The 19966-nt window shown below is 39.7% G+C and carries 34 protein-coding genes; 4 read left to right on the top strand and 30 right to left on the bottom strand.

Annotated elements, in window-relative coordinates; genetic code table 11:
• Window positions 1-12: 12 nt before the first annotated feature.
• The 4 genes from AC3RV6_RS17435 to dgoD are packed head-to-tail and all read left to right on the top strand — an operon-like array spanning window position 13 to window position 3657.
• Window positions 13-966 (top strand): sugar kinase, encoded by a 954-nt coding sequence (locus AC3RV6_RS17435; protein ID WP_489747220.1) that lies wholly within the window; start codon window positions 13-15, stop codon window positions 964-966.
• 9 nt (window positions 967-975) lie between these two features.
• Window positions 976-1623, top strand: a complete 648-nt coding sequence (locus AC3RV6_RS17440) for a bifunctional 4-hydroxy-2-oxoglutarate aldolase/2-dehydro-3-deoxy-phosphogluconate aldolase (protein WP_489747221.1) — start codon at window positions 976-978, stop codon at window positions 1621-1623.
• Complete coding sequence (locus AC3RV6_RS17445; protein WP_489747222.1) at window positions 1616-2494, top strand: SMP-30/gluconolactonase/LRE family protein; 879 nt, start codon at window positions 1616-1618, stop codon at window positions 2492-2494. The genes AC3RV6_RS17440 and AC3RV6_RS17445 overlap by 8 nt, the downstream gene beginning before the upstream one ends.
• Window positions 2495-2508: 14 nt before the next feature.
• Complete coding sequence (gene dgoD, locus AC3RV6_RS17450) at window positions 2509-3657, top strand: galactonate dehydratase (RefSeq protein ID WP_489747223.1); 1149 nt, start codon at window positions 2509-2511, stop codon at window positions 3655-3657.
• 302 nt (window positions 3658-3959) lie between these two features.
• Here the strand turns inward: dgoD and rpsI are convergent, their stop codons facing one another.
• From rpsI to rpsS, 30 genes are all read right to left on the bottom strand, one after another.
• Complete coding sequence (gene rpsI, locus AC3RV6_RS17455; RefSeq protein ID WP_489747224.1) at window positions 3960-4352, bottom strand: 30S ribosomal protein S9; 393 nt, start codon at window positions 4350-4352, stop codon at window positions 3960-3962.
• Between the two features lie 18 nt (window positions 4353-4370).
• Window positions 4371-4808, bottom strand: a complete 438-nt coding sequence (gene rplM, locus AC3RV6_RS17460) for a 50S ribosomal protein L13 (RefSeq protein ID WP_489747225.1) — start codon at window positions 4806-4808, stop codon at window positions 4371-4373.
• Window positions 4809-5027: 219 nt separating this feature from the next.
• Window positions 5028-5777: a tRNA pseudouridine(38-40) synthase TruA gene (gene truA / locus AC3RV6_RS17465; protein ID WP_489747226.1), complete on the bottom strand. Its 750-nt coding sequence runs from the start codon at window positions 5775-5777 to the stop codon at window positions 5028-5030.
• A 9-nt stretch (window positions 5778-5786) separates the two neighbouring features.
• Complete coding sequence (locus tag AC3RV6_RS17470; protein ID WP_489747227.1) at window positions 5787-6584, bottom strand: energy-coupling factor transporter transmembrane component T family protein; 798 nt, start codon at window positions 6582-6584, stop codon at window positions 5787-5789.
• Complete coding sequence (locus tag AC3RV6_RS17475; RefSeq protein WP_489747228.1) at window positions 6584-7453, bottom strand: energy-coupling factor ABC transporter ATP-binding protein; 870 nt, start codon at window positions 7451-7453, stop codon at window positions 6584-6586. The genes AC3RV6_RS17470 and AC3RV6_RS17475 overlap by 1 nt, the downstream gene beginning before the upstream one ends.
• Entirely contained in the window at window positions 7429-8274 is an 846-nt protein-coding gene (locus tag AC3RV6_RS17480; protein ID WP_489747229.1) for an energy-coupling factor ABC transporter ATP-binding protein, read from the bottom strand. The genes AC3RV6_RS17475 and AC3RV6_RS17480 overlap by 25 nt, the downstream gene beginning before the upstream one ends.
• A 311-nt stretch (window positions 8275-8585) precedes the next feature.
• Window positions 8586-8966: a 50S ribosomal protein L17 gene (rplQ, locus tag AC3RV6_RS17485; RefSeq protein WP_489747230.1), complete on the bottom strand. Its 381-nt coding sequence runs from the start codon at window positions 8964-8966 to the stop codon at window positions 8586-8588.
• A gap of 32 nt (window positions 8967-8998) precedes the next feature.
• Window positions 8999-9943: a DNA-directed RNA polymerase subunit alpha gene (locus tag AC3RV6_RS17490; RefSeq protein WP_489747231.1), complete on the bottom strand. Its 945-nt coding sequence runs from the start codon at window positions 9941-9943 to the stop codon at window positions 8999-9001.
• A gap of 135 nt (window positions 9944-10078) precedes the next feature.
• Window positions 10079-10468: a 30S ribosomal protein S11 gene (rpsK, locus tag AC3RV6_RS17495; protein ID WP_489747232.1), complete on the bottom strand. Its 390-nt coding sequence runs from the start codon at window positions 10466-10468 to the stop codon at window positions 10079-10081.
• 25 nt (window positions 10469-10493) lie between these two features.
• Window positions 10494-10859, bottom strand: coding sequence for a 30S ribosomal protein S13 (gene rpsM, locus AC3RV6_RS17500; RefSeq protein ID WP_489747233.1), 366 nt, complete (start codon window positions 10857-10859; stop codon window positions 10494-10496).
• A 24-nt stretch (window positions 10860-10883) separates the two neighbouring features.
• Window positions 10884-10997, bottom strand: a complete 114-nt coding sequence (rpmJ, locus tag AC3RV6_RS17505; protein ID WP_489747234.1) for a 50S ribosomal protein L36 — start codon at window positions 10995-10997, stop codon at window positions 10884-10886.
• A gap of 37 nt (window positions 10998-11034) precedes the next feature.
• Window positions 11035-11253, bottom strand: a complete 219-nt coding sequence (gene infA, locus AC3RV6_RS17510) for a translation initiation factor IF-1 (protein WP_172370548.1) — start codon at window positions 11251-11253, stop codon at window positions 11035-11037.
• 353 nt (window positions 11254-11606) lie between these two features.
• Window positions 11607-12260 (bottom strand): adenylate kinase, encoded by a 654-nt coding sequence (locus AC3RV6_RS17515; RefSeq protein ID WP_489747235.1) that lies wholly within the window; start codon window positions 12258-12260, stop codon window positions 11607-11609.
• Window positions 12261-12282: 22 nt separating this feature from the next.
• Complete coding sequence (gene secY, locus AC3RV6_RS17520) at window positions 12283-13575, bottom strand: preprotein translocase subunit SecY (protein WP_489747236.1); 1293 nt, start codon at window positions 13573-13575, stop codon at window positions 12283-12285.
• Window positions 13575-14015: a 50S ribosomal protein L15 gene (rplO, locus tag AC3RV6_RS17525; protein ID WP_489747237.1), complete on the bottom strand. Its 441-nt coding sequence runs from the start codon at window positions 14013-14015 to the stop codon at window positions 13575-13577. The genes secY and rplO overlap by 1 nt, the downstream gene beginning before the upstream one ends.
• Before the next feature lie 33 nt (window positions 14016-14048).
• Window positions 14049-14231 carry a 50S ribosomal protein L30 gene (gene rpmD, locus AC3RV6_RS17530; RefSeq protein WP_489747238.1) on the bottom strand — a complete coding sequence of 61 codons (183 nt, stop codon included), beginning with the start codon at window positions 14229-14231 and terminating at the stop codon, window positions 14049-14051.
• A 13-nt stretch (window positions 14232-14244) separates the two neighbouring features.
• Complete coding sequence (gene rpsE / locus AC3RV6_RS17535; protein ID WP_489747239.1) at window positions 14245-14745, bottom strand: 30S ribosomal protein S5; 501 nt, start codon at window positions 14743-14745, stop codon at window positions 14245-14247.
• Between the two features lie 22 nt (window positions 14746-14767).
• Window positions 14768-15136 (bottom strand): 50S ribosomal protein L18, encoded by a 369-nt coding sequence (gene rplR / locus AC3RV6_RS17540; protein ID WP_489747240.1) that lies wholly within the window; start codon window positions 15134-15136, stop codon window positions 14768-14770.
• 34 nt (window positions 15137-15170) lie between these two features.
• Entirely contained in the window at window positions 15171-15710 is a 540-nt protein-coding gene (gene rplF / locus AC3RV6_RS17545) for a 50S ribosomal protein L6 (RefSeq protein ID WP_489747241.1), read from the bottom strand.
• A gap of 30 nt (window positions 15711-15740) precedes the next feature.
• Entirely contained in the window at window positions 15741-16139 is a 399-nt protein-coding gene (rpsH, locus tag AC3RV6_RS17550; RefSeq protein WP_489747242.1) for a 30S ribosomal protein S8, read from the bottom strand.
• 30 nt (window positions 16140-16169) lie between these two features.
• A complete protein-coding gene (locus AC3RV6_RS17555) occupies window positions 16170-16355 on the bottom strand; it encodes a type Z 30S ribosomal protein S14 (RefSeq protein ID WP_489747243.1) in 186 nt (61 codons plus the stop codon).
• Window positions 16356-16374: 19 nt separating this feature from the next.
• Window positions 16375-16914 carry a 50S ribosomal protein L5 gene (gene rplE / locus AC3RV6_RS17560; protein ID WP_489747244.1) on the bottom strand — a complete coding sequence of 180 codons (540 nt, stop codon included), beginning with the start codon at window positions 16912-16914 and terminating at the stop codon, window positions 16375-16377.
• Window positions 16915-16940: 26 nt separating this feature from the next.
• Complete coding sequence (gene rplX, locus AC3RV6_RS17565) at window positions 16941-17252, bottom strand: 50S ribosomal protein L24 (protein ID WP_489747245.1); 312 nt, start codon at window positions 17250-17252, stop codon at window positions 16941-16943.
• Between the two features lie 37 nt (window positions 17253-17289).
• On the bottom strand, window positions 17290-17658 hold the full coding sequence (gene rplN / locus AC3RV6_RS17570; protein ID WP_489747246.1) for a 50S ribosomal protein L14: 369 nt from the start codon (window positions 17656-17658) through the stop codon (window positions 17290-17292).
• A 39-nt stretch (window positions 17659-17697) separates the two neighbouring features.
• Window positions 17698-17961 (bottom strand): 30S ribosomal protein S17, encoded by a 264-nt coding sequence (gene rpsQ / locus AC3RV6_RS17575; protein ID WP_489747247.1) that lies wholly within the window; start codon window positions 17959-17961, stop codon window positions 17698-17700.
• Window positions 17962-17978: 17 nt separating this feature from the next.
• Window positions 17979-18179 (bottom strand): 50S ribosomal protein L29, encoded by a 201-nt coding sequence (gene rpmC / locus AC3RV6_RS17580; protein WP_489747248.1) that lies wholly within the window; start codon window positions 18177-18179, stop codon window positions 17979-17981.
• The gene (rplP, locus tag AC3RV6_RS17585; RefSeq protein WP_489747249.1) at window positions 18169-18603 is read right to left on the bottom strand and encodes a 50S ribosomal protein L16; all 435 of its coding nucleotides are present in this window, start codon (window positions 18601-18603) and stop codon (window positions 18169-18171) included. The genes rpmC and rplP overlap by 11 nt, the downstream gene beginning before the upstream one ends.
• A 1-nt stretch (window position 18604) precedes the next feature.
• The gene (gene rpsC, locus AC3RV6_RS17590) at window positions 18605-19264 is read right to left on the bottom strand and encodes a 30S ribosomal protein S3 (protein ID WP_489747250.1); all 660 of its coding nucleotides are present in this window, start codon (window positions 19262-19264) and stop codon (window positions 18605-18607) included.
• Window positions 19265-19267: 3 nt separating this feature from the next.
• The gene (gene rplV, locus AC3RV6_RS17595; protein WP_489747251.1) at window positions 19268-19612 is read right to left on the bottom strand and encodes a 50S ribosomal protein L22; all 345 of its coding nucleotides are present in this window, start codon (window positions 19610-19612) and stop codon (window positions 19268-19270) included.
• A 19-nt stretch (window positions 19613-19631) separates the two neighbouring features.
• Window positions 19632-19910, bottom strand: coding sequence for a 30S ribosomal protein S19 (rpsS, locus tag AC3RV6_RS17600; protein ID WP_489747252.1), 279 nt, complete (start codon window positions 19908-19910; stop codon window positions 19632-19634).
• Window positions 19911-19966 lie beyond the last annotated feature (56 nt).

A 19966-nucleotide genomic window follows, 5' to 3' on the forward strand; every position in this document is an offset into this window, starting at 1 on the left:
ATGATGATGATTATGGATGTTTTAACGATTGGTGAAAGTATGATTGTTCTCGCATCAAAAAATCCTGGAGCGATGCGCTATTGTAGTGAGTTCACTCGTTACTTTGCTGGAGCTGAGTCGAATGTTGCGATAGCGCTTACACGACTTGGTCACTCTGCAAGTTGGGTTAGTCAGGTTGGGGATGATGAGTTTGGAACTGCCCTTCTTTCATTTATCCGAGGAGAAGGTGTCGATACCTCATTGGTTAAAGTATGTGATTCAGGACCAACTGGATTGCTATTTAAAGAAATTAGACATTCCGATGACATACGAATTCAGTATTACCGAGATGGCTCCGCTGCTTCATATATGCAGCCTGACCTATTAGTAGAGGAACAATTTATTGGACTAAAAGTATTTCATGTAACAGGTATTACACCTGGACTAAGTGAGTCTGCATTTCAGCTGATTATGCAAGCAGTCGTTTGGTGTAAAAAATATGAAGTAACGGTTGTTTTTGATCCTAACATTCGTAAAAAGTTTCTTAAACAGCCTGCTTATTTACAAAACTTAAAACAAATTTTAAATTACACTGATGTTTTTATCCCAAACACTCAGGAGGCTGCGCAATTACTTGGCGGCATTGAGAACATACAGGAACAAGCCAAATCAGCTTTTTCATATGGAATCTCCATCGTTATTATTAAAGATGGAGAAACAGGTGCCTATTACTTTACTGAGGAAGAAGATGGTTTTGCACCTCATTTTAATGTGGCAGTTATAGATCCTGTTGGTGCTGGCGATGCCTTCGCCTCTGGAATCATTTCTGGAATATTGGAAGGACTACCATTACAGGAAACCGTTAAGATTGCTAATGCTATGGGTGCTTTGGCTATCACAGCAGTCGGGGATATAACGAATCTTCCTAATCGTAACGAGCTCAAAAAATTCATGAGTGGGAAGCGTACAGATAATGTACGTAGATAAGGAGGAAATATGAATCAAACTTTAATAAGTATTACTCACAATAAGATTATCGCAATTTTAAGACGCTTAGATGAGAATGATATTTATAAGATTGTAGATGCGCTAGTAAAAGGTAATATTCAAGTGATTGAGATTACGGCAGATACTGAAAACATTATCCCGATTATTGAAAAACTTAAGAAGAAATATGATACACAATTAACTATTGGTGTAGGTACGGTATTGATTCCAGATCGTATAGCATCGTTCCTTCAAGCAGGTGCAAGTTTTATTTTATCACCTAACGTAAATGAGGCTGTCATTAAGCATACGAAAGAATTAGGCGCCATTTCAATTCCTGGAGCATTAACACCTTCTGAAATTGTCAGTGCTTACGAGTATGGCGCTGACATTGTCAAGTTATTTCCTGCAAATAGATTTGGTCCAAGTTACTTGAAGGACATCAAGGCTCCACTACCCCATATTCCACTTCTCCCTACTGGCGGAATTGATGAAACAAATATCGCTCAATATTTAGAGATGGACTGTGCAGGTTTTGGTGTTAGTAGTGGGCTTAAAACAAATTATGTACGCCCGACCGAAGAACAGTTAAATATAATTACGAAAACAGCACAAAAATTAGTAGATCAAGTTGAGGGAGTGAGACCGAATGCGTGAAGCTGAATTATTTTATCAGACGCAGTCTTTACTTGGAGAAGGTCCTGTCTTCCACGTCAAATCGAACGCTTTATTTTGGACCGATATATTAAAAAAACAATTACTCAGCTATTCTTTCGACGATCAAGATTTAAAAACGATTCAAACAGATCAACATATTGGTGCATTTACTTTTTCTGATGATGAAACATTAATAGTAGCTACTAATAAGGGATTTTCCCTCTTTGATATTAATTTAGAAACTTTTACGGTCATAGCAGACCCAGAGCAGGACCTGCCTCTCAATCGTTTCAATGACGGAAAATGTGATGCAAAGGGACGTTTTTGGGCAGGCACGATGGAATTTAACCCAACATCTCCTAACGGTAGCTTATATCAATTAGATAATAATCAAAACGTAGTAAAGGTTGCATCCGATATGATTATCCCAAATGGAATTGCTTGGAATCATAATAATACTAAGATGTACCATGTGGATAGTGGTAAAAACACAATTTATGAATACGACTTTGATTTAGAAGCTGGGACGATTCAAAACCGTAAGCTTCTATACACGTTTGAGGAAGGCTATGGCACACCGGATGGCATTGCGATTAATAGCAATGATTGTCTCTATATTGCAATATGGGGTGGCTCTAAAGTCATCCACTTCAATCCTAATACATGTGAAATTCTTGAGGAAATATTGGTTCCTGCTCCACATGTCACTTCAGTTACATTTGGAGGCAGGGATTTTAAAACATTATATATTACAACAGCTAGAGATGGATTGAACAGCGAGCAACTCGCTAAGTATCCTTTATCCGGAAGTGTCTTTCAAGTGGAGTTAGCGGTTGCTGGCCTACCATTGCATCACTACAAATCTAATTAGAGGAGTGTTTCAGAATGAAAATTATTAGCTACGAGCTTTTTAAAGTCCCACCGCGCTGGTTATTCTTAAAAATCACAACATCCGAAGGTATTGTAGGTTGGGGTGAGCCTGTTATTGAAGGTAAGGCAGATACTGTAAAAGCAGCAGTGGTAGAAATGATGGAACAGCTTATTGGTAAAAACCCACTCCATATTGAAGATCACTGGAATATGATGTACCGAAGTGGATTTTATCGTGGAGGGCCTATTTTAATGAGTGCCATTGCAGGTATAGATCAAGCTTTATGGGATATTAAAGGAAAGTATTATAATGCACCAATTTATGAATTGATGGGTGGCCCTTGTCGTGATAAAATCAAAACCTATGCCTGGGTTGGCGGAGATCGTCCATCAGATTTAATTGCTTCCGTACAATCTGTTATGGATACTGGTTTTGATACGGTAAAAATGAATGCTTCTGAAGAGCTTCAAATTATTGATTCCTACAAAAAAGTAGAAGCAGTAATCGAACGTGTAGGCTCTCTACGTGATCATTTTGGAGATTCTATTGACTTTGGAATAGATTTTCATGGACGTGTTCATAAACCAATGGCAAAAGTATTGATTAAAGAACTTGAGCAATTTAGACCTTTGTTTATTGAAGAACCAATATTGCCTGAACATAATGATACATTGAAAGTATTAAGCCAGCTAAGTTCTACCCCGATTGCAGTTGGTGAAAGAATGTTCTCGCGTTGGGATTTCAAAACTGTGCTCTCTGAGGGTTACGTAGACATTATACAGCCAGACTTATCACATGCTGGCGGAATTACTGAAGTGAAAAAAATTGCTTCAATGGCGGAAGCCTATGACGTAGGACTGGCACCACATTGTCCTTTAGGTCCAATTGCATTAGCCGCTTGTTTACAAGTGGACGCAACATGCCATAACGCCTTTATTCAAGAGCAAAGTTTAGGTATTCACTATAATAAAAGTAACGATATGTTAGACTATGTTATGGAAGATAAATCGTTTACATATGATAACGGATTCCTACACATTCCTAAACTACCTGGCTTAGGCATTGAAATTAATGAAGAGTACGTAAGGGAAATGAGTAAAGTTGATCATCAATGGAAAAATCCAATTTGGCGTCACCCCGATGGATCCATTGCAGAATGGTAAAGGTTTGTAGGATTTTATAATTAAATAAGAAACGACTAACTAATTAATTGATTACCAAAACCTATGAACCTCTATATAGTACAGGATTGTATTTTACAGCTACCTGCAAAATATATTTTTTCACTCATAAAGTAGCGACTTATTTTTCAGTCGCCACTCTATGAGTTTTTTATTTTGTTGTCAGACTATCCAATCTTCAGATAAATTCACCGGCATTCAAACACTTAAAATATCCTCATAATTGAAAAAGCCCTCTCCCGAACGAATCGGGAAAGGGCTTATAACATTGACTTGAGTAATGATTAACGTTTTGAGAACTGAGGTGCACGACGAGCGCCGCGAAGACCTGGTTTCTTACGTTCTTTCATACGTGGGTCACGAGTTAGGAATCCAGCTGATTTCAATGCTGGACGGAAGTCAGGGTCAACGGTTAAAAGTGCACGTGCAACGCCGTGACGGATTGCTCCAGCTTGTCCTGTAAAACCGCCACCGTGGACGTTTACAAGGATATCGTAGCTTCCTAGAGTTTCTGTAGTTACAAGTGGTTGCTTGATAACTTCACGAAGTGTTTCAAATGGTACGTAGTCTTCTACGTCACGGTTGTTGATGATAATTGTGCCATCACCAGGAACGAGACGTACACGAGCTACTGAACTTTTACGACGGCCAGTGCCGAGATATTGTACTTGTGCCAAAGCTTTTTCCTCCTCTAATTATCCGCGAAGCTGGTAAGCTTCAGGATTTTGTGCTACATGTGGATGTTCTCCACCAGCATATACGTTTAATTTTCTGAAAGTCTGACTACCTAAAGGACCTCTTGGAAGCATACCTTTAATTGCAAGTTCAAGCATTTTTGTTGGGTAGTTTGTACGCATTTCAAGAGCAGTACGTGATTTAAGGCTACCTGTGTAACCTGAGTGACGGTAGTACATTTTGTCTTTCAATTTGTTACCTGTAAGATGAATCTTTTCAGCATTGATAATAATGACATGGTCACCATTATCGATGTGTGGTGTAAATGCTGGTTTGTGTTTTCCGCGAAGAAGTGCTGCCACTTCAGAAGCTAGACGACCAAGCGTCTGACCTTCAGCGTCGACAACGAGCCATTTACGCTCTATTTCGTGACCTTTAGCCATGAATGTTGTACGCATATTTAAATCCTCCTAATTTAACTATTAATTTATCCCGTTTTTATATCCTATATCCCTAAACACAAATTACCTTCCGGGGCTTCTTGTGGGGTTTTAGAAATACCACTTTTTATCTTATAACGAATTTGGCAATAAGTCAAGCGTTTCATTAAAAAACACTAGGTGAAGTTGTCAAAGCCTTATCGCAACTCAAAAACACCCATACTTACCGGTATAACGCTACTTATCATATGTTACAGAACTTAAGTATAATCCGTGTGCTGGTGCTGTTTTACTAGCTGCTTTACGATCCTTAAGCGCAAGAATAAATCCTACTTCTTGAGGTGTATGCCAGCCTCTCCCTACCGCTAATAACATCCCAGCAATCGTACGCACCATATTGTATAAAAAGCCATCGCCCTCAATCGTCATAATGAGTTCTTCACCTTTTTTTTCAAGCGTCAATAGTCGAATTGTACGGACTCTATTTGTTGTAGCAGTTTTTGAAGAACAAAAACTTGTAAAATCATGTGTACCTACTAAATAATTAGCCGCTTCCTGCATCTTTTCAATATCTGGATTCAAATCACCTAGGTGAACTAAGTAATTGCGCTTAAACGGACTGTGTACTTCAGAGTATGACCATTTATATACATAAGTCTTTCCTGTCGCTAAATAACGCGCGTGAAAGTCCTCATCCACATAAGTCACATCTACAATACGAATATCAGCAGGCAACAAGACATTGAGTGCCCTTTGCCAGCGATCAGTTGGTAGTGACAGCGGCGTGTCAAAATGTATTACTTGACCAAACGCATGAACTCCTGCATCCGTTCTACCACTTGCAACAGCATGTACTGTTTTATCTTTATGAATTTTTATTAATGCCTTGTCAATCTCAGACTGAACAGTTCTAATACCTCCAGGTTGCGACTGATAGCCTGCAAATTCAGTCCCATCATAGGCAACAACCGCCTTCACACGCTTCAAAAAAATCACCTATCCTCTTAACCAATAAAGTGAGCCAATTAATAATGCCAACACGACCATGGCAACTGTATCGCGCCAGTCCCAACTTAATTGTCGATATCTTGTCCTGCCTTCACCACCACGATACCCTCTAACTTCCATGGCGATTGCGAGATCTTCAGCACGTTTAAATGCACTCACAAATAATGGGACAAGAAGTGGGATAACAGCCTTAACCCGTTGCTGAATTGAACCTGTACTTATATCGGAACCACGAGCCAGCTGCGCTTTTAATATCTTATCCGTTTCATCCATAAGCGTTGGAATAAACCGAAGCGAAATCGACATCATTAATGCAAGCTCATGAACTGGTAATTTAAATCTTTTAAACGGGTTTAATAAATCTTCCATACCATCCGTAATTGAAATCGGAGAAGTCGTCAATGTTAAAATTGAGGTAATTAGCACAAGTACAAGGAATCGGACCGAAATAAATATCCCCTGCTTTAAGCCTTCCTCATAAATTTTAATGACGCCCCAATCAAGTATGACCGCACCTTCTCTTGTGAAAAAGATATGCATAAGGAAAGTAAATATAATTAGAAACAAAATTGGTTTTAATCCATTTAAGAGGAAGTAAAGCCGGATTCTTGAAACAAAGATTACGAACAACGTAAATACTAATAACGTGCCGTAAGTCAGTACATTATTCGCCAAAAATACTGCAATAACAAAGAACAAGACAAAGGCCAGCTTAGAGCGAGGGTCAAGTTTATGAATAAATGACTGACCTGGAATAAAACGTCCAAAAATCATTTTTTCTAACATTACTGATCACCCTCTTCTGCAGCAGCCCTGACTATAGCTTTAGACAGTTCCTCTTCAGTCAGCGCAATAGTAGGAAGCTTTCGACCAATCAGCCTTTCAAAGTTACGCTGAAACTTCACAGAGCGTGGCAAATCAAGCTTGTAAGAAGCTAGCTTAGTTTCATCCCCAAACACTTCTTCCGGTGTACCAGACATCACTGACGTGCCGTCACACATCACAATTACATTATCGGCATATCGGGCAGCATCTTCCATACTGTGTGTCACAAGAATAGTCGTTAAGTTTTCTTGCTTATGAAGTTCATAAAACAATGCCATTATTTCATGACGTCCGCGTGGATCTAATCCCGCTGTAGGTTCATCTAACACTAGGACCGATGGTTTAAACGCAAGCACACCGGCAATTGCAACACGACGCATTTGCCCACCTGACAAATCAAACGGGGACTTCTGTGCAACATCTTCAGGAAGTCCTAGTAGTGGAATCAGTTCATGCGCTCGTCTTCTCGCTTCCTCTTCCGTAACACCAAAATTCATCGGTCCAAACATAATATCCTTTTCAACGGTCTCCTCAAAAAGTTGATGTTCCGGAAATTGGAATACGATGCCGACATGACGCCTAACATCTTTTAGACCTTTCGTCTTCGTCCCAGCAGTAATTGTAGTATCACCAATTCTCACAATACCTTCAGAGGGTTTTAATAATCCATTTAAGTGCATAAGTAGTGTAGACTTTCCAGAACCAGTATGCCCAATAATCGCCGTATATGAACCTGACTCAATCTTTGCGTTTACATCGTGCAATGCTCTTTTCTCAAATGGCGAATCTTTCGCATACAGATAACCTACTTGCTGAAGTGTGATGTCCATAGTTCATTCACCAACTCTTCTTCTGACATATGTTCACCAACAAGATCAAGCCCATTATCCCGTAATAAATTAGAAACTTTCATCGCAAATGGCAAATCTAGACCAATTGCTTCTAGTTCTTTATCGTTAGCGAAGACTTGTTCAGGCGTACCTGACTTAATCATTTTACCTTTGTTCATTACAAATATTTTATCTGCAAGAAGTGCTTCCTCAAGATCATGTGTAATAGATATAACTGTTAGACCAGTATTTTCCCTAAGTTCATGAACAATACCAATCACTTCTTCTCGGCCTTGAGGATCTAACATGGACGTAGATTCATCCATAATAAGTAATTGTGGTCTAAGTGCCAACGCCCCTGCAATCGCGACTCTTTGTTTTTGTCCGCCAGATAAATGATGTGGCTCATGATCTAGAAATTCTGCCATATTTACTTTCATAAGAGATTCAAGAACCCGCTTCACCATTTCCTCGTAGGGTACGCCATTATTTTCAAGTGCAAATGCAACATCGTCTTGAACTGTTGAACCTACAAACTGGTTATCAGGGTTCTGAAATACAATTCCTATTTGAGATCGAATGTCCCATAGGTTTTCAAGCGTTAACTTTTGACTAAAAACGTTTACATCACCTTCATCTGGAAATAAAAGACCAATTATTAATTTGGCTAGTGTTGATTTCCCAGAACCATTATGACCCACGATTGCGATCCACTCCCCGTCATTAACCGTAAGTGAAACACCGTCAATCGCTTTTTTCGTCTTCTCATCTTCAGTTGAATATGCAAACGACACATTATCCAACGACAGAATTTCCTTCATTGCCATCACCTCCAGCGAAAACTTTCTTATGTATTAATAATTTTCAATAAAAAAAAGCGCACACCTCATCCGAAGAAATGCGCTCACATCTATAACTGATACCAGGTGCTCAATCCAGTATCGCGGATGAGGTGTGTAGAGCTAGACCAGTCGGCATTTTAACCGCGGATCATAACACTCAGCTTTTAAATTTGTCGTATAAATAATAAAGATTTGTTATAAAAAAAGGATGCGGCTAGGCGTACACCAAACACCCTTTTTCTAAAAAAACAGGCATGTCCCAGCAATTTTGCTGTCTATGCTGTTTGGAATTAAACGAGTTCGATTATAACAACAGGTGCACCGTCGCCACGACGAGGGCCCATTTTCATAATACGAGTATATCCGCCTTGACGCTCTGTGTAACGAGGAGCGACATTGTCAAATAACTTTTGAATTGCAAAGATTTCTTTATCTTCGCCTTCTTCATTAGTTACTACAACAAGTTCACGACGAATATATTCTGCAACTTGACGACGTGCATGCAAGTCGCCACGTTTACCTAGAGTAATCATTTTTTCAACAATAGAACGCAATTCTTTCGCACGTGCTTCTGTTGTTTGAATGCGCTCATGGACAATAAGATCAGTAGCAAGATCGCGAAGCATCGCTTTCCGTTGTGAACTTGTACGTCCGAGTTTTCTGTAAGCCATAAAATTTTCCCTCCTTCAACCTATAAAGTCACTCAATCTTCAATACGTAATACAAGATTAAGCTCATCTAGCTTCGCTTTCACTTCTTCAAGTGATTTACGACCTAGATTACGTACTTTCATCATTTCATCTTCAGTTTTGCTTGCAAGCTCTAAGACAGTATTAATGCCTGCGCGCTTCAAACAATTGTAAGATCTAACCGAAAGATCAAGTTCCTCAATAGTCATCTCGAGTACTTTTTCAATCTGGTCTTCTTCTTTTTCTACCATGATTTCTGCAGTCTGCGCTTCATCTGTCATGTTAACGAAAATGTTCAAATGTTCGGTAAGTATTTTCGCACCAAGAGCCACAGCTTCTTTAGGTCCTATACTACCATTCGTAGAGACATCAAGTGTTAATTTATCAAAGTTAGCCAGTTGACCAACCCGAGTGTTTTCCACTTGGAAGTTTACGCGTGAAACTGGTGTGAAAATCGAGTCAACCGGTATAACACCAATTGCAAGATCATCGCGCTTGTTCATCTCTGCTGGTGAATAGCCACGTCCCTTTACAGCATACATACGCATACGTAAATGTCCGTTTTTACCAAGAGTTGCAATTACCTGATCAGGATTCATAACTTCTACATCACTGTCATGCGTAATATCCGCAGCTGTAATAACGCCTTCGCCCTTAACATCAATCTCAATTACTTTTTCTTCATCTGAATAGATTTTAAGAGCAATTCTCTTCACATTTAAAACAATCGTCGCGACGTCTTCAACAACACCCTCGACTGTAGAAAATTCATGAAGAACACCATCAATTTGAATTGAAGTTACAGCTGCTCCCGGTAAAGAAGTAAGAAGAATGCGACGTAAGGAATTACCTAACGTATTACCATATCCGCGTTCAAGCGGCTCAATGATAAACTTTCCGAATTTGGAATCTTCGTTGATTTTTATAGCTTCAATCTTCGGTTTCTCAATTTCGATCATTCGTTTACCCTCCTTCAAAACGTCGAATGTATAGGCCGTTCCATATTGAAATTGAATTTCACAGACGGCGAATTTCAATCGCACAATTCATTTTTGACAATAAATGTGTTTCTCAATCAAATGGAGTACAAACTATTATACACGACGGCGTTTTGGTGGGCGGCATCCGTTATGTGGAACTGGCGTTACGTCTCTAATTGCAGTTACTTCCAGACCAGCTGCTTGTAGTGAACGAATAGCTGCTTCACGTCCAGCACCAGGACCTTTAACTGTAACTTCTAAAGTTTTCATACCGTGTTCCATTGAAGATTTCGCAGCTGCTTCACCAGCCATTTGTGCAGCAAACGGAGTCGATTTACGTGAACCTTTAAAACCTAACGCTCCAGCACTTGACCATGAAATTGCGTTTCCTTGTGTATCAGTAATTGTAACAATAGTATTGTTAAACGTTGAACGAATGTGTGCAATACCTGATTCGATATTCTTTTTCACACGACGTTTACGAGTTACTTGTCTTTTTGCCATGTTAAGAAGGTACCTCCTTTACGAATTATTTGTTTTTATTAGAAACTGTTCTTTTCGCACCTTTACGAGTACGAGCATTATTTTTCGTGTTTTGACCTCTTACAGGTAAACCACGACGATGACGGATACCACGGAAACAACCAATTTCCATTAAGCGTTTAATGTTTAATGATGTTTCTCGGCGAAGGTCACCTTCAACTTTCAAAGCATCAATTTCAGTACGGATTTTATCAAGCTCAGCATCCGTAAGATCACGAACGCGAGTTTGTTCAGAAACTTCAGCAGCTTCTAAAACTTTTTTCGCAGTTGTTGTTCCAATTCCGAAAATATAAGTCAATGAAATTACAATGCGCTTATCGCGCGGAACGTCTACACCAGCAATACGTGCCATATAGATTGTGCACCTCCTTCTAAATTAGCCTTGTCTTTGTTTGTGTTTTGGATTTTCACAGATTACCATTACTCGCCCACGTCTGCGAATAATTTTACATTTTTCACAGATCGGTTTTACAGATGCTCTAACTTTCATCTTACCCAACCTCCTTCATATTCCGGAGTGCAAAAGTTTATTTGAAACGGTACGTAATGCGACCGCGTGTCAAATCATAAGGCGAAAGTTCCATTGTCACTTTGTCGCCAGGCAGGATGCGGATAAAGTGCATACGAATTTTTCCTGAAACATGTGCAAGAATCGTATGGCCGTTTTCCAGCTCCACTTTGAACATCGCGTTTGGCAACGTTTCGACTACAGTTCCTTCTACTTCAATTACATCGTCTTTCGTCATCAATCCTGTCTCCCTTCTATATCAATAAAGGTCCTCACCATAAATCGGCATCAGTCGCCATAAAGGCTTCCTTCAACATATGCCCAGAATGCAAGAGTGATGTTCGAAAGACGTCTGCCATTGATGAGTTCCTATGTTACGTTTTACTAGTTCTTTTCACGAAATATATTATACCTGCTTCCACAGGAAAATGCATTTGGTAAGATTCAGAACTTCGTACACATTATAGAACTCAAGCAGTTCTTATACCGGGCACCATATGCTTTTGCAGCTCTCTGTGTGAAATGCCTTTTCGTATAGCATTCCCATACTTTACTATATGTCATACATTTGAATAAAAATGTCCGAAAGATTTACTGTCCGCTTCCTTGAAGGATTGCGTCCAGTTCTTTTGATACATCTTTAATATCTTGTTGACCATCGATATTTGCAAGTACACCTTTTGCGTTATAAAACGCAAGAAGCGGTGCAGTTTGCGTCATATTTACTTCCAAACGATTCTTTACAGTATCAGGATTGTCATCCTCACGCTGGTAAAGTTCACCGTTATCCTTATCACATTTCCCTTCAACCTTTGGCGGGTTAAATTGTAAGTGATAAGAAGTTCCACACACTTTGCAGATTCGACGACCTGTTAATCGCTTAACAAGTTCATCGGGCTCTACTTGTATATTAAGAACATACTCGATTTTTCGATCCATGTCTGTTAAAAGCTGATCTAACGCTTCAGCCTGAGGAACTGTGCGAGGAAATCCATCTAACAAAAATCCTTTTTCGCAATCTGGTTTACTCAGTCGTTCACGTACAATCCCAATCGTTACTTCATCAGGAACTAGTGCTCCTTGATCCATATACGATTTCGCTTTAATTCCAAGGTCAGTACCCTCAGAAATAGCAGCACGGAACATATCGCCTGTAGAAATATGAGGGGTGTCGTACTTGTCAACAATATTGTCCGCCTGTGTACCTTTACCAGCACCAGGTAGGCCCATTACTATGATATTCATACGGTTCATCCTCTCATAAACTTTATTTCATAAAACCTTTATAATGTCGTTTAACAAGTTGGGATTCAAGTTGTTTCATCGATTCGAGTGCAACCCCTACTACGATTAGAAGACTTGTTCCACCAATTTGTAACGACTGCGGTAGATTTGCTATTTTAATAAATACTATAGGCATGACTGCAACAATCGCAAGGAATATTGATCCTACAAACGTCAATCGATACAAAGTACTCGTTAAATAACTTTGAGTATTTGCACCTGGACGAATACCTGGAATATAAGCCCCTTGGTTTTTCAAATTCTCCGCTACTTTCTCAGGATTAACCTGAATGAAAGCATAGAAATAAGTGAATGCGATGATCAATCCAACATACAATGCCATACCAATAGGGTTTGTGTAATCAAACACAGTGGCAATTGTAGTTGTTACTTTGTTTTCCCCGAAAAAGGTTCCAATCGATTGTGGTGTCATAAAGAACGCCACTGCAAAGATAACTGGGATAACACCCGCGGCATTAAGTTTTAAGGGTAAATGAGTCTGTTGACCAGCAGTCGTCTGACCACGCCCTGAAACTCTCTTTGCATATTGAATTGGTATTTTTCGCAATGCTTCTTGTACATAAATAACGCCGACAGTAATTGCAATTATTACAAGTAATAGCAAGACCATGATTGCAAGTTTTATAAACAATGCATCGCCAGCATCTTGAATTTGTGTTGCGTACAATTGGTTTACTGCACTTGGGATACCAGCAACAATACCAGCGAAAATGATGATAGAAATACCATTCCCAACACCTCTTTCAGTGATTTTCTCACCGAGCCAAAGTAGAAAAGCAGTACCTGCTGTTAATACAATCGCTATTATTACATATGTCGAAACACCTTCTGCTTTGATAAGCGAACCGCCATACATTTTATTAAAACCAAATGACATTGCGATTGCTTGGACAAATGCTAGGATAATCGTAAAGTACCTTGTGAACTGTGCAAGCTTTCGTCTTCCAACGTCCCCTTGCTTGGCCCACTCTGTAAATTTTGGAACAACATCCATCTGCAAGAGTTGCATAATGATAGATGCGGTGATGTAGGGCATAATACCAAGCGCCAGTATTGAGAAATTGGCAAGAGCTCCACCACCAAATGTATTCATAAAGCCGATAAGATTATTATCGCTTTGTTGTAAGGCTGTTGCGTCAACGTTAGGGACCGGTATAAATGTACCTAGTCTAAAAACGATCAGTATTAATAAAGTATAAATGATTTTATTCCTGATATCTCGAACACGCATAAAGTTAGAGATTGTCTGAAACATTAAATCACCTCTATCTGTCCGCCCGCTTTTTCTATTGCTTCTTTAGCAGAGGCAGAAAACTTGTGGGCTTTAACAGTAATCTTTTTCTCAAGAGATCCATTACCTAAAATCTTGATTCCAGATTTTACCTTGCTCACGATACCTGATTCGATTAACAATTCAGGTGTAACTTCCGTGCCTTCGTCAAAAAAGTTTAATTTCTCAAGATTCACGACTGTGTAATCTTTACGATTAATGTTCGTAAAACCGCGTTTAGGAAGTCTTTGGAATAATGGTGTTTGACCACCTTCAAATCCAAGACGTACGCCTCCTCCAGAACGAGCGTTTTGGCCTTTATGTCCTTTACCAGACGTTTTACCAAAACCTGATCCAATTCCGCGTCCAATACGTTTACGGGATTTACGAGCACCTACTGCTGGTTTCATATCATGTAGATTCATTTAATTGGCACCTCCTTATTCGAAAAATCGGAATTATAGTTCCTTAACTGCTACCAAATGGGCTACTTTAGTAACCATGCCACGAATTACGACATTGTCTTTATGTTCAACCGTATGGTTTATTTTACGCAGTCCAAGCGCTTCAATCGTTTTACGTTGTACTGGCTTAGCACCAATTACGCTTTTTTTAAGGGTGATTTCGAGTTTATTCGCCATTTTGTTTCCCCCCTTAGCTTAACAGTTCTTTTACAGTTTTTCCGCGCAACTTCGCTACATCTTCAGCGCGCTTCAAGTTCGTTAACCCTTGGACAGTAGCACGAACCATGTTAATTGGTGTGCTTGATCCTAAAGATTTAGAAAGAATATCTGTGATTCCTGCAAGTTCAAGTACAGCACGAACAGGTCCTCCAGCGATAACTCCTGTACCAGGTGCAGCAGGTTTAATTAGTACTGAACCAGCTCCAAAGCTTCCAAGAATTTCGTGCGGAGTTGTTCCTTTAACCATAGGAACTGTAATTAAGTTTCTTTTAGCATCTTCAATTGCTTTACGAATAGCTTCTGGAACTTCTTGTGCTTTACCAGTACCAAAGCCCACTTTACCATTTTTATCTCCGACTACTACAAGAGCTGTGAAACGGAAACGACGTCCACCTTTTACAACTTTTGCTACTCGGTTAATCGTCACTACGCGTTCTTCAAACTCACTTTTGTTTTGATCATTACGGCGCATTAAATGTGTCCCTCCTTCTTAATTAAAATTCCAGACCATTTTCACGTGCTGCATCAGCAAGAGCTTTCACACGGCCATGATAGAGGTAACCGCCACGGTCAAATACAACCGCTTTAATTTCCTTTTCAACAGCTTTTTTCGCGATCATCTCACCAATTTTAATTGCAGCTTGAGTGTCTGAATTAGAATTAGACTCAGATTCGAAGCCTTTTTCCATTGTTGATGCACTAACAAGTGTTACTTGATTAATATCATCAATTAATTGTGCATATATATGTTTATTTGAACGATATACATTCAAGCGTGGACGTAGTGCAGTTCCACTGATTTTTCGACGTACGCGTGAATGGCGCTTTTTACGAACAGCGTTTTTATCATTTTTCGTAATCATTGTGGTCACTCCTTCCAAATGCCTTTACGAGGCATTATTTACCTGTTTTACCTTCTTTGCGACGTACCTGTTCGCCTGCGTAACGAATTCCTTTACCTTTATAAGGCTCAGGAGGACGTACTTGACGAATACTTGATGCAAGTGCACCAACGCGTTCTTTATCAATACCGCGTACTGTAATCTTAGTGTTTGCAGGAACTTCAACTTCAATTCCAGCTTCTGGTGTAAATTCTACTGGATGAGAAAAACCTACGTTTAAAACAAGTTTTTGTCCTTGAAGTTGTGCACGGTAACCTACCCCAACAAGTTCAAGTGAACGTTCAAACCCTTTTGAAACGCCTGTTACCATATTATCAAGAAGTGATCTAGTCGTTCCATGAATAGAACGGTGACCTTTAGATTCTGAAGGACGTGTAAGTGTGATTACATTACCTTCTTGCTCGATCTTAATATCAGTATTAAATTTGTTTTTTAATTCGCCTTTTGGTCCTTTAACAGTAACAACATTGTTTTCTTCAAGTGTAACAGTTACCGATTCAGGTACTTCAATTGGCTTTTTTCCTATACGAGACATTCAAATGCACCTCCATTCATTTGTTGATTGTTACCAAACGTAAGCGACAACTTCTCCGCCGACTTGTTTAGCACGTGCTTCCTTATCAGTAAGGACACCGTGTGATGTAGAAACTAATGCGATACCAAGACCATTTAAAACCTTAGGCACCTCATTTGTTTTTGCGTATACACGAAGACCTGGTTTTGAAATACGCTTAAGGCCAGTAATGACACGTTCATTGTTTTGACCGTATTTAAGAAAAATACGGATAATACCTTGTTTGTTATCTTTAACATATTCTACTTCGCGAACGAAACCTTCACGTTTAAGTATTTCAGCAATTTCTTTTTTCATGTTTGATGCAGGAACCTCAAGCTTCTCGTGGCGAACCATGTTCGCGTTACGGATGCGTGTAAGCATATCTGCTACCGGATCACTCATTGTCATTAAATTTACCTCCTTCCCATAATTAGGGGATTACCAGCTTGCTTTTTTGATACCAGGAATTTGACCCTTGTAAGCTAATTCTCGGAAACAAATACGGCAAAGCTTGAATTTACGATATACAGAATGCGGACGGCCACAACGTTCACAACGTGTGTATGCCTGCACTTTAAACTTTGGTGTACGCTTTTGTTTAGCGACCATTGATTTTTTAGCCATGATTTCGCCTCCCTCTTATTTACTTCTGGAATGGCATGCCGAACTGCTTAAGTAACTCGTGTGCTTCTTCATCAGAGTTTGCAGTAGTAACGATATTAATATCCATACCACGGATTTTAGAAACTTTATCGTAATCAATTTCCGGGAAAATTAATTGCTCTTTAACACCAAGCGTATAGTTCCCACGTCCATCGAATGCTCTCTTTGAAACACCGCGGAAGTCACGTACACGTGGCAATGACACCGAGATTAACTTATCGAGGAATTCATACATACGCACACCGCGTAATGTAACTTTTGTTCCAATAGGCATACCTTCACGAAGACGGAAGCCTGCGATAGATTTCTTTGCTTTTGTAATTATTGGTTTTTGGCCGGAAATAATTGCTAAATCCTCCACTGCCGCATCAAGTGCCTTAGTGTTTTGAACTGCATCACCAACACCCATATTAATTACAATTTTATCAACTTTTGGTACTTGCATAACTGATGTATATTCAAACTTGCTCATAAGAGCAGGTGTTACCTCTTTTTCGAACTTTTCTTTTAAACGGCTCATCTATTGGACCTCCTTTCAAACGTTACTTAGTTATCCAGGTTTTCACCGGATTTTTTAGCAACACGAACTTTTTTTCCATCTTCTGTTTTGTATCCTACACGAGTTGGCTCGTTTGTTTTAGGATCAAGAAGCATGACGTTTGAAACATGAATTGCAGCTTCAAGGCTAATAATTCCACCTTGAGGATTTTCTTGATTTGGTTTCGTATGCTTCTTAACGATGTTTACACCTTCAACAAGCACGCGATCCTTTTTAGGATAAGCTGTTAAGATCACACCAGTTTTACCTTTATCTTTACCAGTGATAACCATAACCTTATCGCCTTTTTTAACATGCATTCTGTTGCACCTCCTTCAATTGGTACTATGATGTGAATTAAAGTACTTCTGGAGCTAGAGAAATAATTCTCATGAAGTTGTTGTCACGGAGTTCGCGAGCAACCGGCCCAAAAATACGTGTTCCACGTGGGCTCTTATCGTCTTTGATAATTACACAAGCATTTTCATCAAATGTTATATAAGTACCATCTTTACGACGAACTCCACTTTTAGTGCGGACGATAACTGCTTTAACAACTTCGCCCTTCTTAACAACGCCACCTGGTGTTGCTTTTTTCACTGTACAAACAACTATATCACCGATATTTGCAACTTTACGACCTGTGCCACCAAGAACTTTAATTGTTAGAACTTCTCGTGCGCCTGAATTGTCGGCGACTTTCATACGACTTTCCTGTTGGATCATTGACGCTACCTCCTCCCGGATTGGTATATCCGAACTATATTAAATAACGATTGCTTTCTCGACGATTTCAAGTAGGCGGAAGCGTTTTGTTGCTGATAATGGGCGAGTCTCCATAATGCGGACTACGTCTCCGTGTTTCGCTTCATTCATTTCGTCGTGAACTTTAAGCTTTTTAGAATATTTTACACGTTTACCGTATAGGGTATGCTTTTTATATGTTTCGACCACTACTGTAATAGTTTTATCCATTTTGTCGGAAACAACTCGACCTGTATACGTTTTACGCTGATTACGTTCAGTCATGGTTGGAACCTCCTTCATCAGTTATTTGCACTGATTTCTCTTTGACGTATTACTGTTTTCATGCGCGCAATCGATTTACGAACTGTACCGATGCGTGCAGTGTTTTCTAATTGACCTGTCGCCAATTGGAAGCGGAGGTTGAAAAGCTCTTCTTTCAGTGATTTCACTTGTTGCTCAATCTCTGCAGTTGTTAAGTCACGGATTTCTTTAGCTTTCATTAGATTCACCACCAATTTCTTCACGTTTTACAAACTTAGTTTTAATAGGAAGTTTGTGAGATGCAAGACGAAGAGCTTCACGTGCAACTTCTTCACTAACACCTGCTATTTCAAACATAACTCTACCAGGCTTAACTACTGCTACCCAGCCTTCTACAGCACCCTTACCGGATCCCATACGTACTTCAAGAGGCTTTTTCGTATATGGTTTGTGTGGGAAAATATTAATCCATACTTTACCGCCACGTTTCATATAACGTGTCATTGCAATACGTGAAGCTTCGATTTGTCTGTTTGTGATCCAAGCAGCTTCTAAAGCTTGAAGACCAAACTCACCAAATTCTACTTTTGAACCACCCTTAGTCGTTCCGCGCATTTTTCCACGAAACACACTACGGTATTTAACTCGTTTAGGCATTAACATATTAGTTGCCTCCTTCCTCAGAGTTCTTCTTTCTCGCTGGAAGGACTTCTCCTCTATATATCCATACTTTTACGCCAAGCTTACCAAATGTAGTATCAGCTTCTGCGTGTGCATAATCAATATCTGCACGTAATGTATGAAGAGGGACAGTACCTTCACTATAATGTTCCGCACGGGCAATATCTGCTCCGCCGAGACGTCCAGAGACTTGTGTTTTAATTCCTTTTGCACCAGAGCGCATCGTACGTTGAATCGATTGCTTCTGCACACGACGGAATGAAACACGGCCTTCTAGTTGACGTGCAATGTTTTCAGCTACTAATTTCGCATCAAGATCAGCACGTTTAATTTCAATAATATTAATGTGTACACGCTTGCCAGTAATAGTGTTTAACTGCTTGCGTAAGTTTTCAACCTCAGTACCGCCTTTACCAATAACCATTCCTGGCTTAGCAGTATGAATAGAAATGTTTACACGATTCGCTGCACGCTCGATTTCTACTTTTGATACTGATGCATCAACAAGCTTCTTCTCGATGTATTCACGAACTTTTATATCTTCATGTAAAAGTGTTGCGTAGTCTTTTTCAGCATACCATTTCGACTCCCAGTCGCGGATGATACCGACCCGTAAACCGTTAGGATGTATTTTTTGACCCACGAATTATCCCTCCTTATTCTCTGCTACCACGACAGTAATGTGGCTTGTACGCTTATTAATCGCACTTGCACGACCCTGTGCACGTGGACGGAAACGTTTCATTGTTGCACCTTCATCAACGAAAACTTCGCTAACAATAAGATTTTCAACATTCATTTCATAGTTATGTTCAGCATTTGCAATTGCTGACTTTAATACTTTTTCTACAATCGGAGATGCCGCTCTTGGCGTCAATTGTAGAATTGCGACAGCTTCACCGATTTTCTTGCCCCGAATAAGATCAACGACCAAACGGACTTTGCGAGGAGCAATACGGACTGTGCGGGCACTAGCTTTTGCTTGTTGCATCAGAATAACCTCCTCTCGATTAACGTCTTGTTTGTTTATCGTCGCCACCGTGACCTCTATAAGTACGTGTCGGTGCGAATTCACCTAATTTATGTCCTACCATGTCTTCAGTTACATAGACTGGAACGTGTTTACGTCCGTCATAAACTGCAATTGTTAATCCTACAAATGTTGGAAAAATTGTAGAACGTCTTGACCAAGTTCTAATTACTTGTTTCTTTTCTGATGCCTTTTGTGCGTCAACTTTCTTTAATAGATGATCATCAGCAAAAGGTCCTTTTTTCAAGCTGCGGCCCATGTCAGAACCTCCCTTCTCATTTGTACTACGGCCCAATACTCGAACCGCAGTGCATT

Source organism: Sporosarcina sp. So3-204 (genome assembly GCF_058068165.1).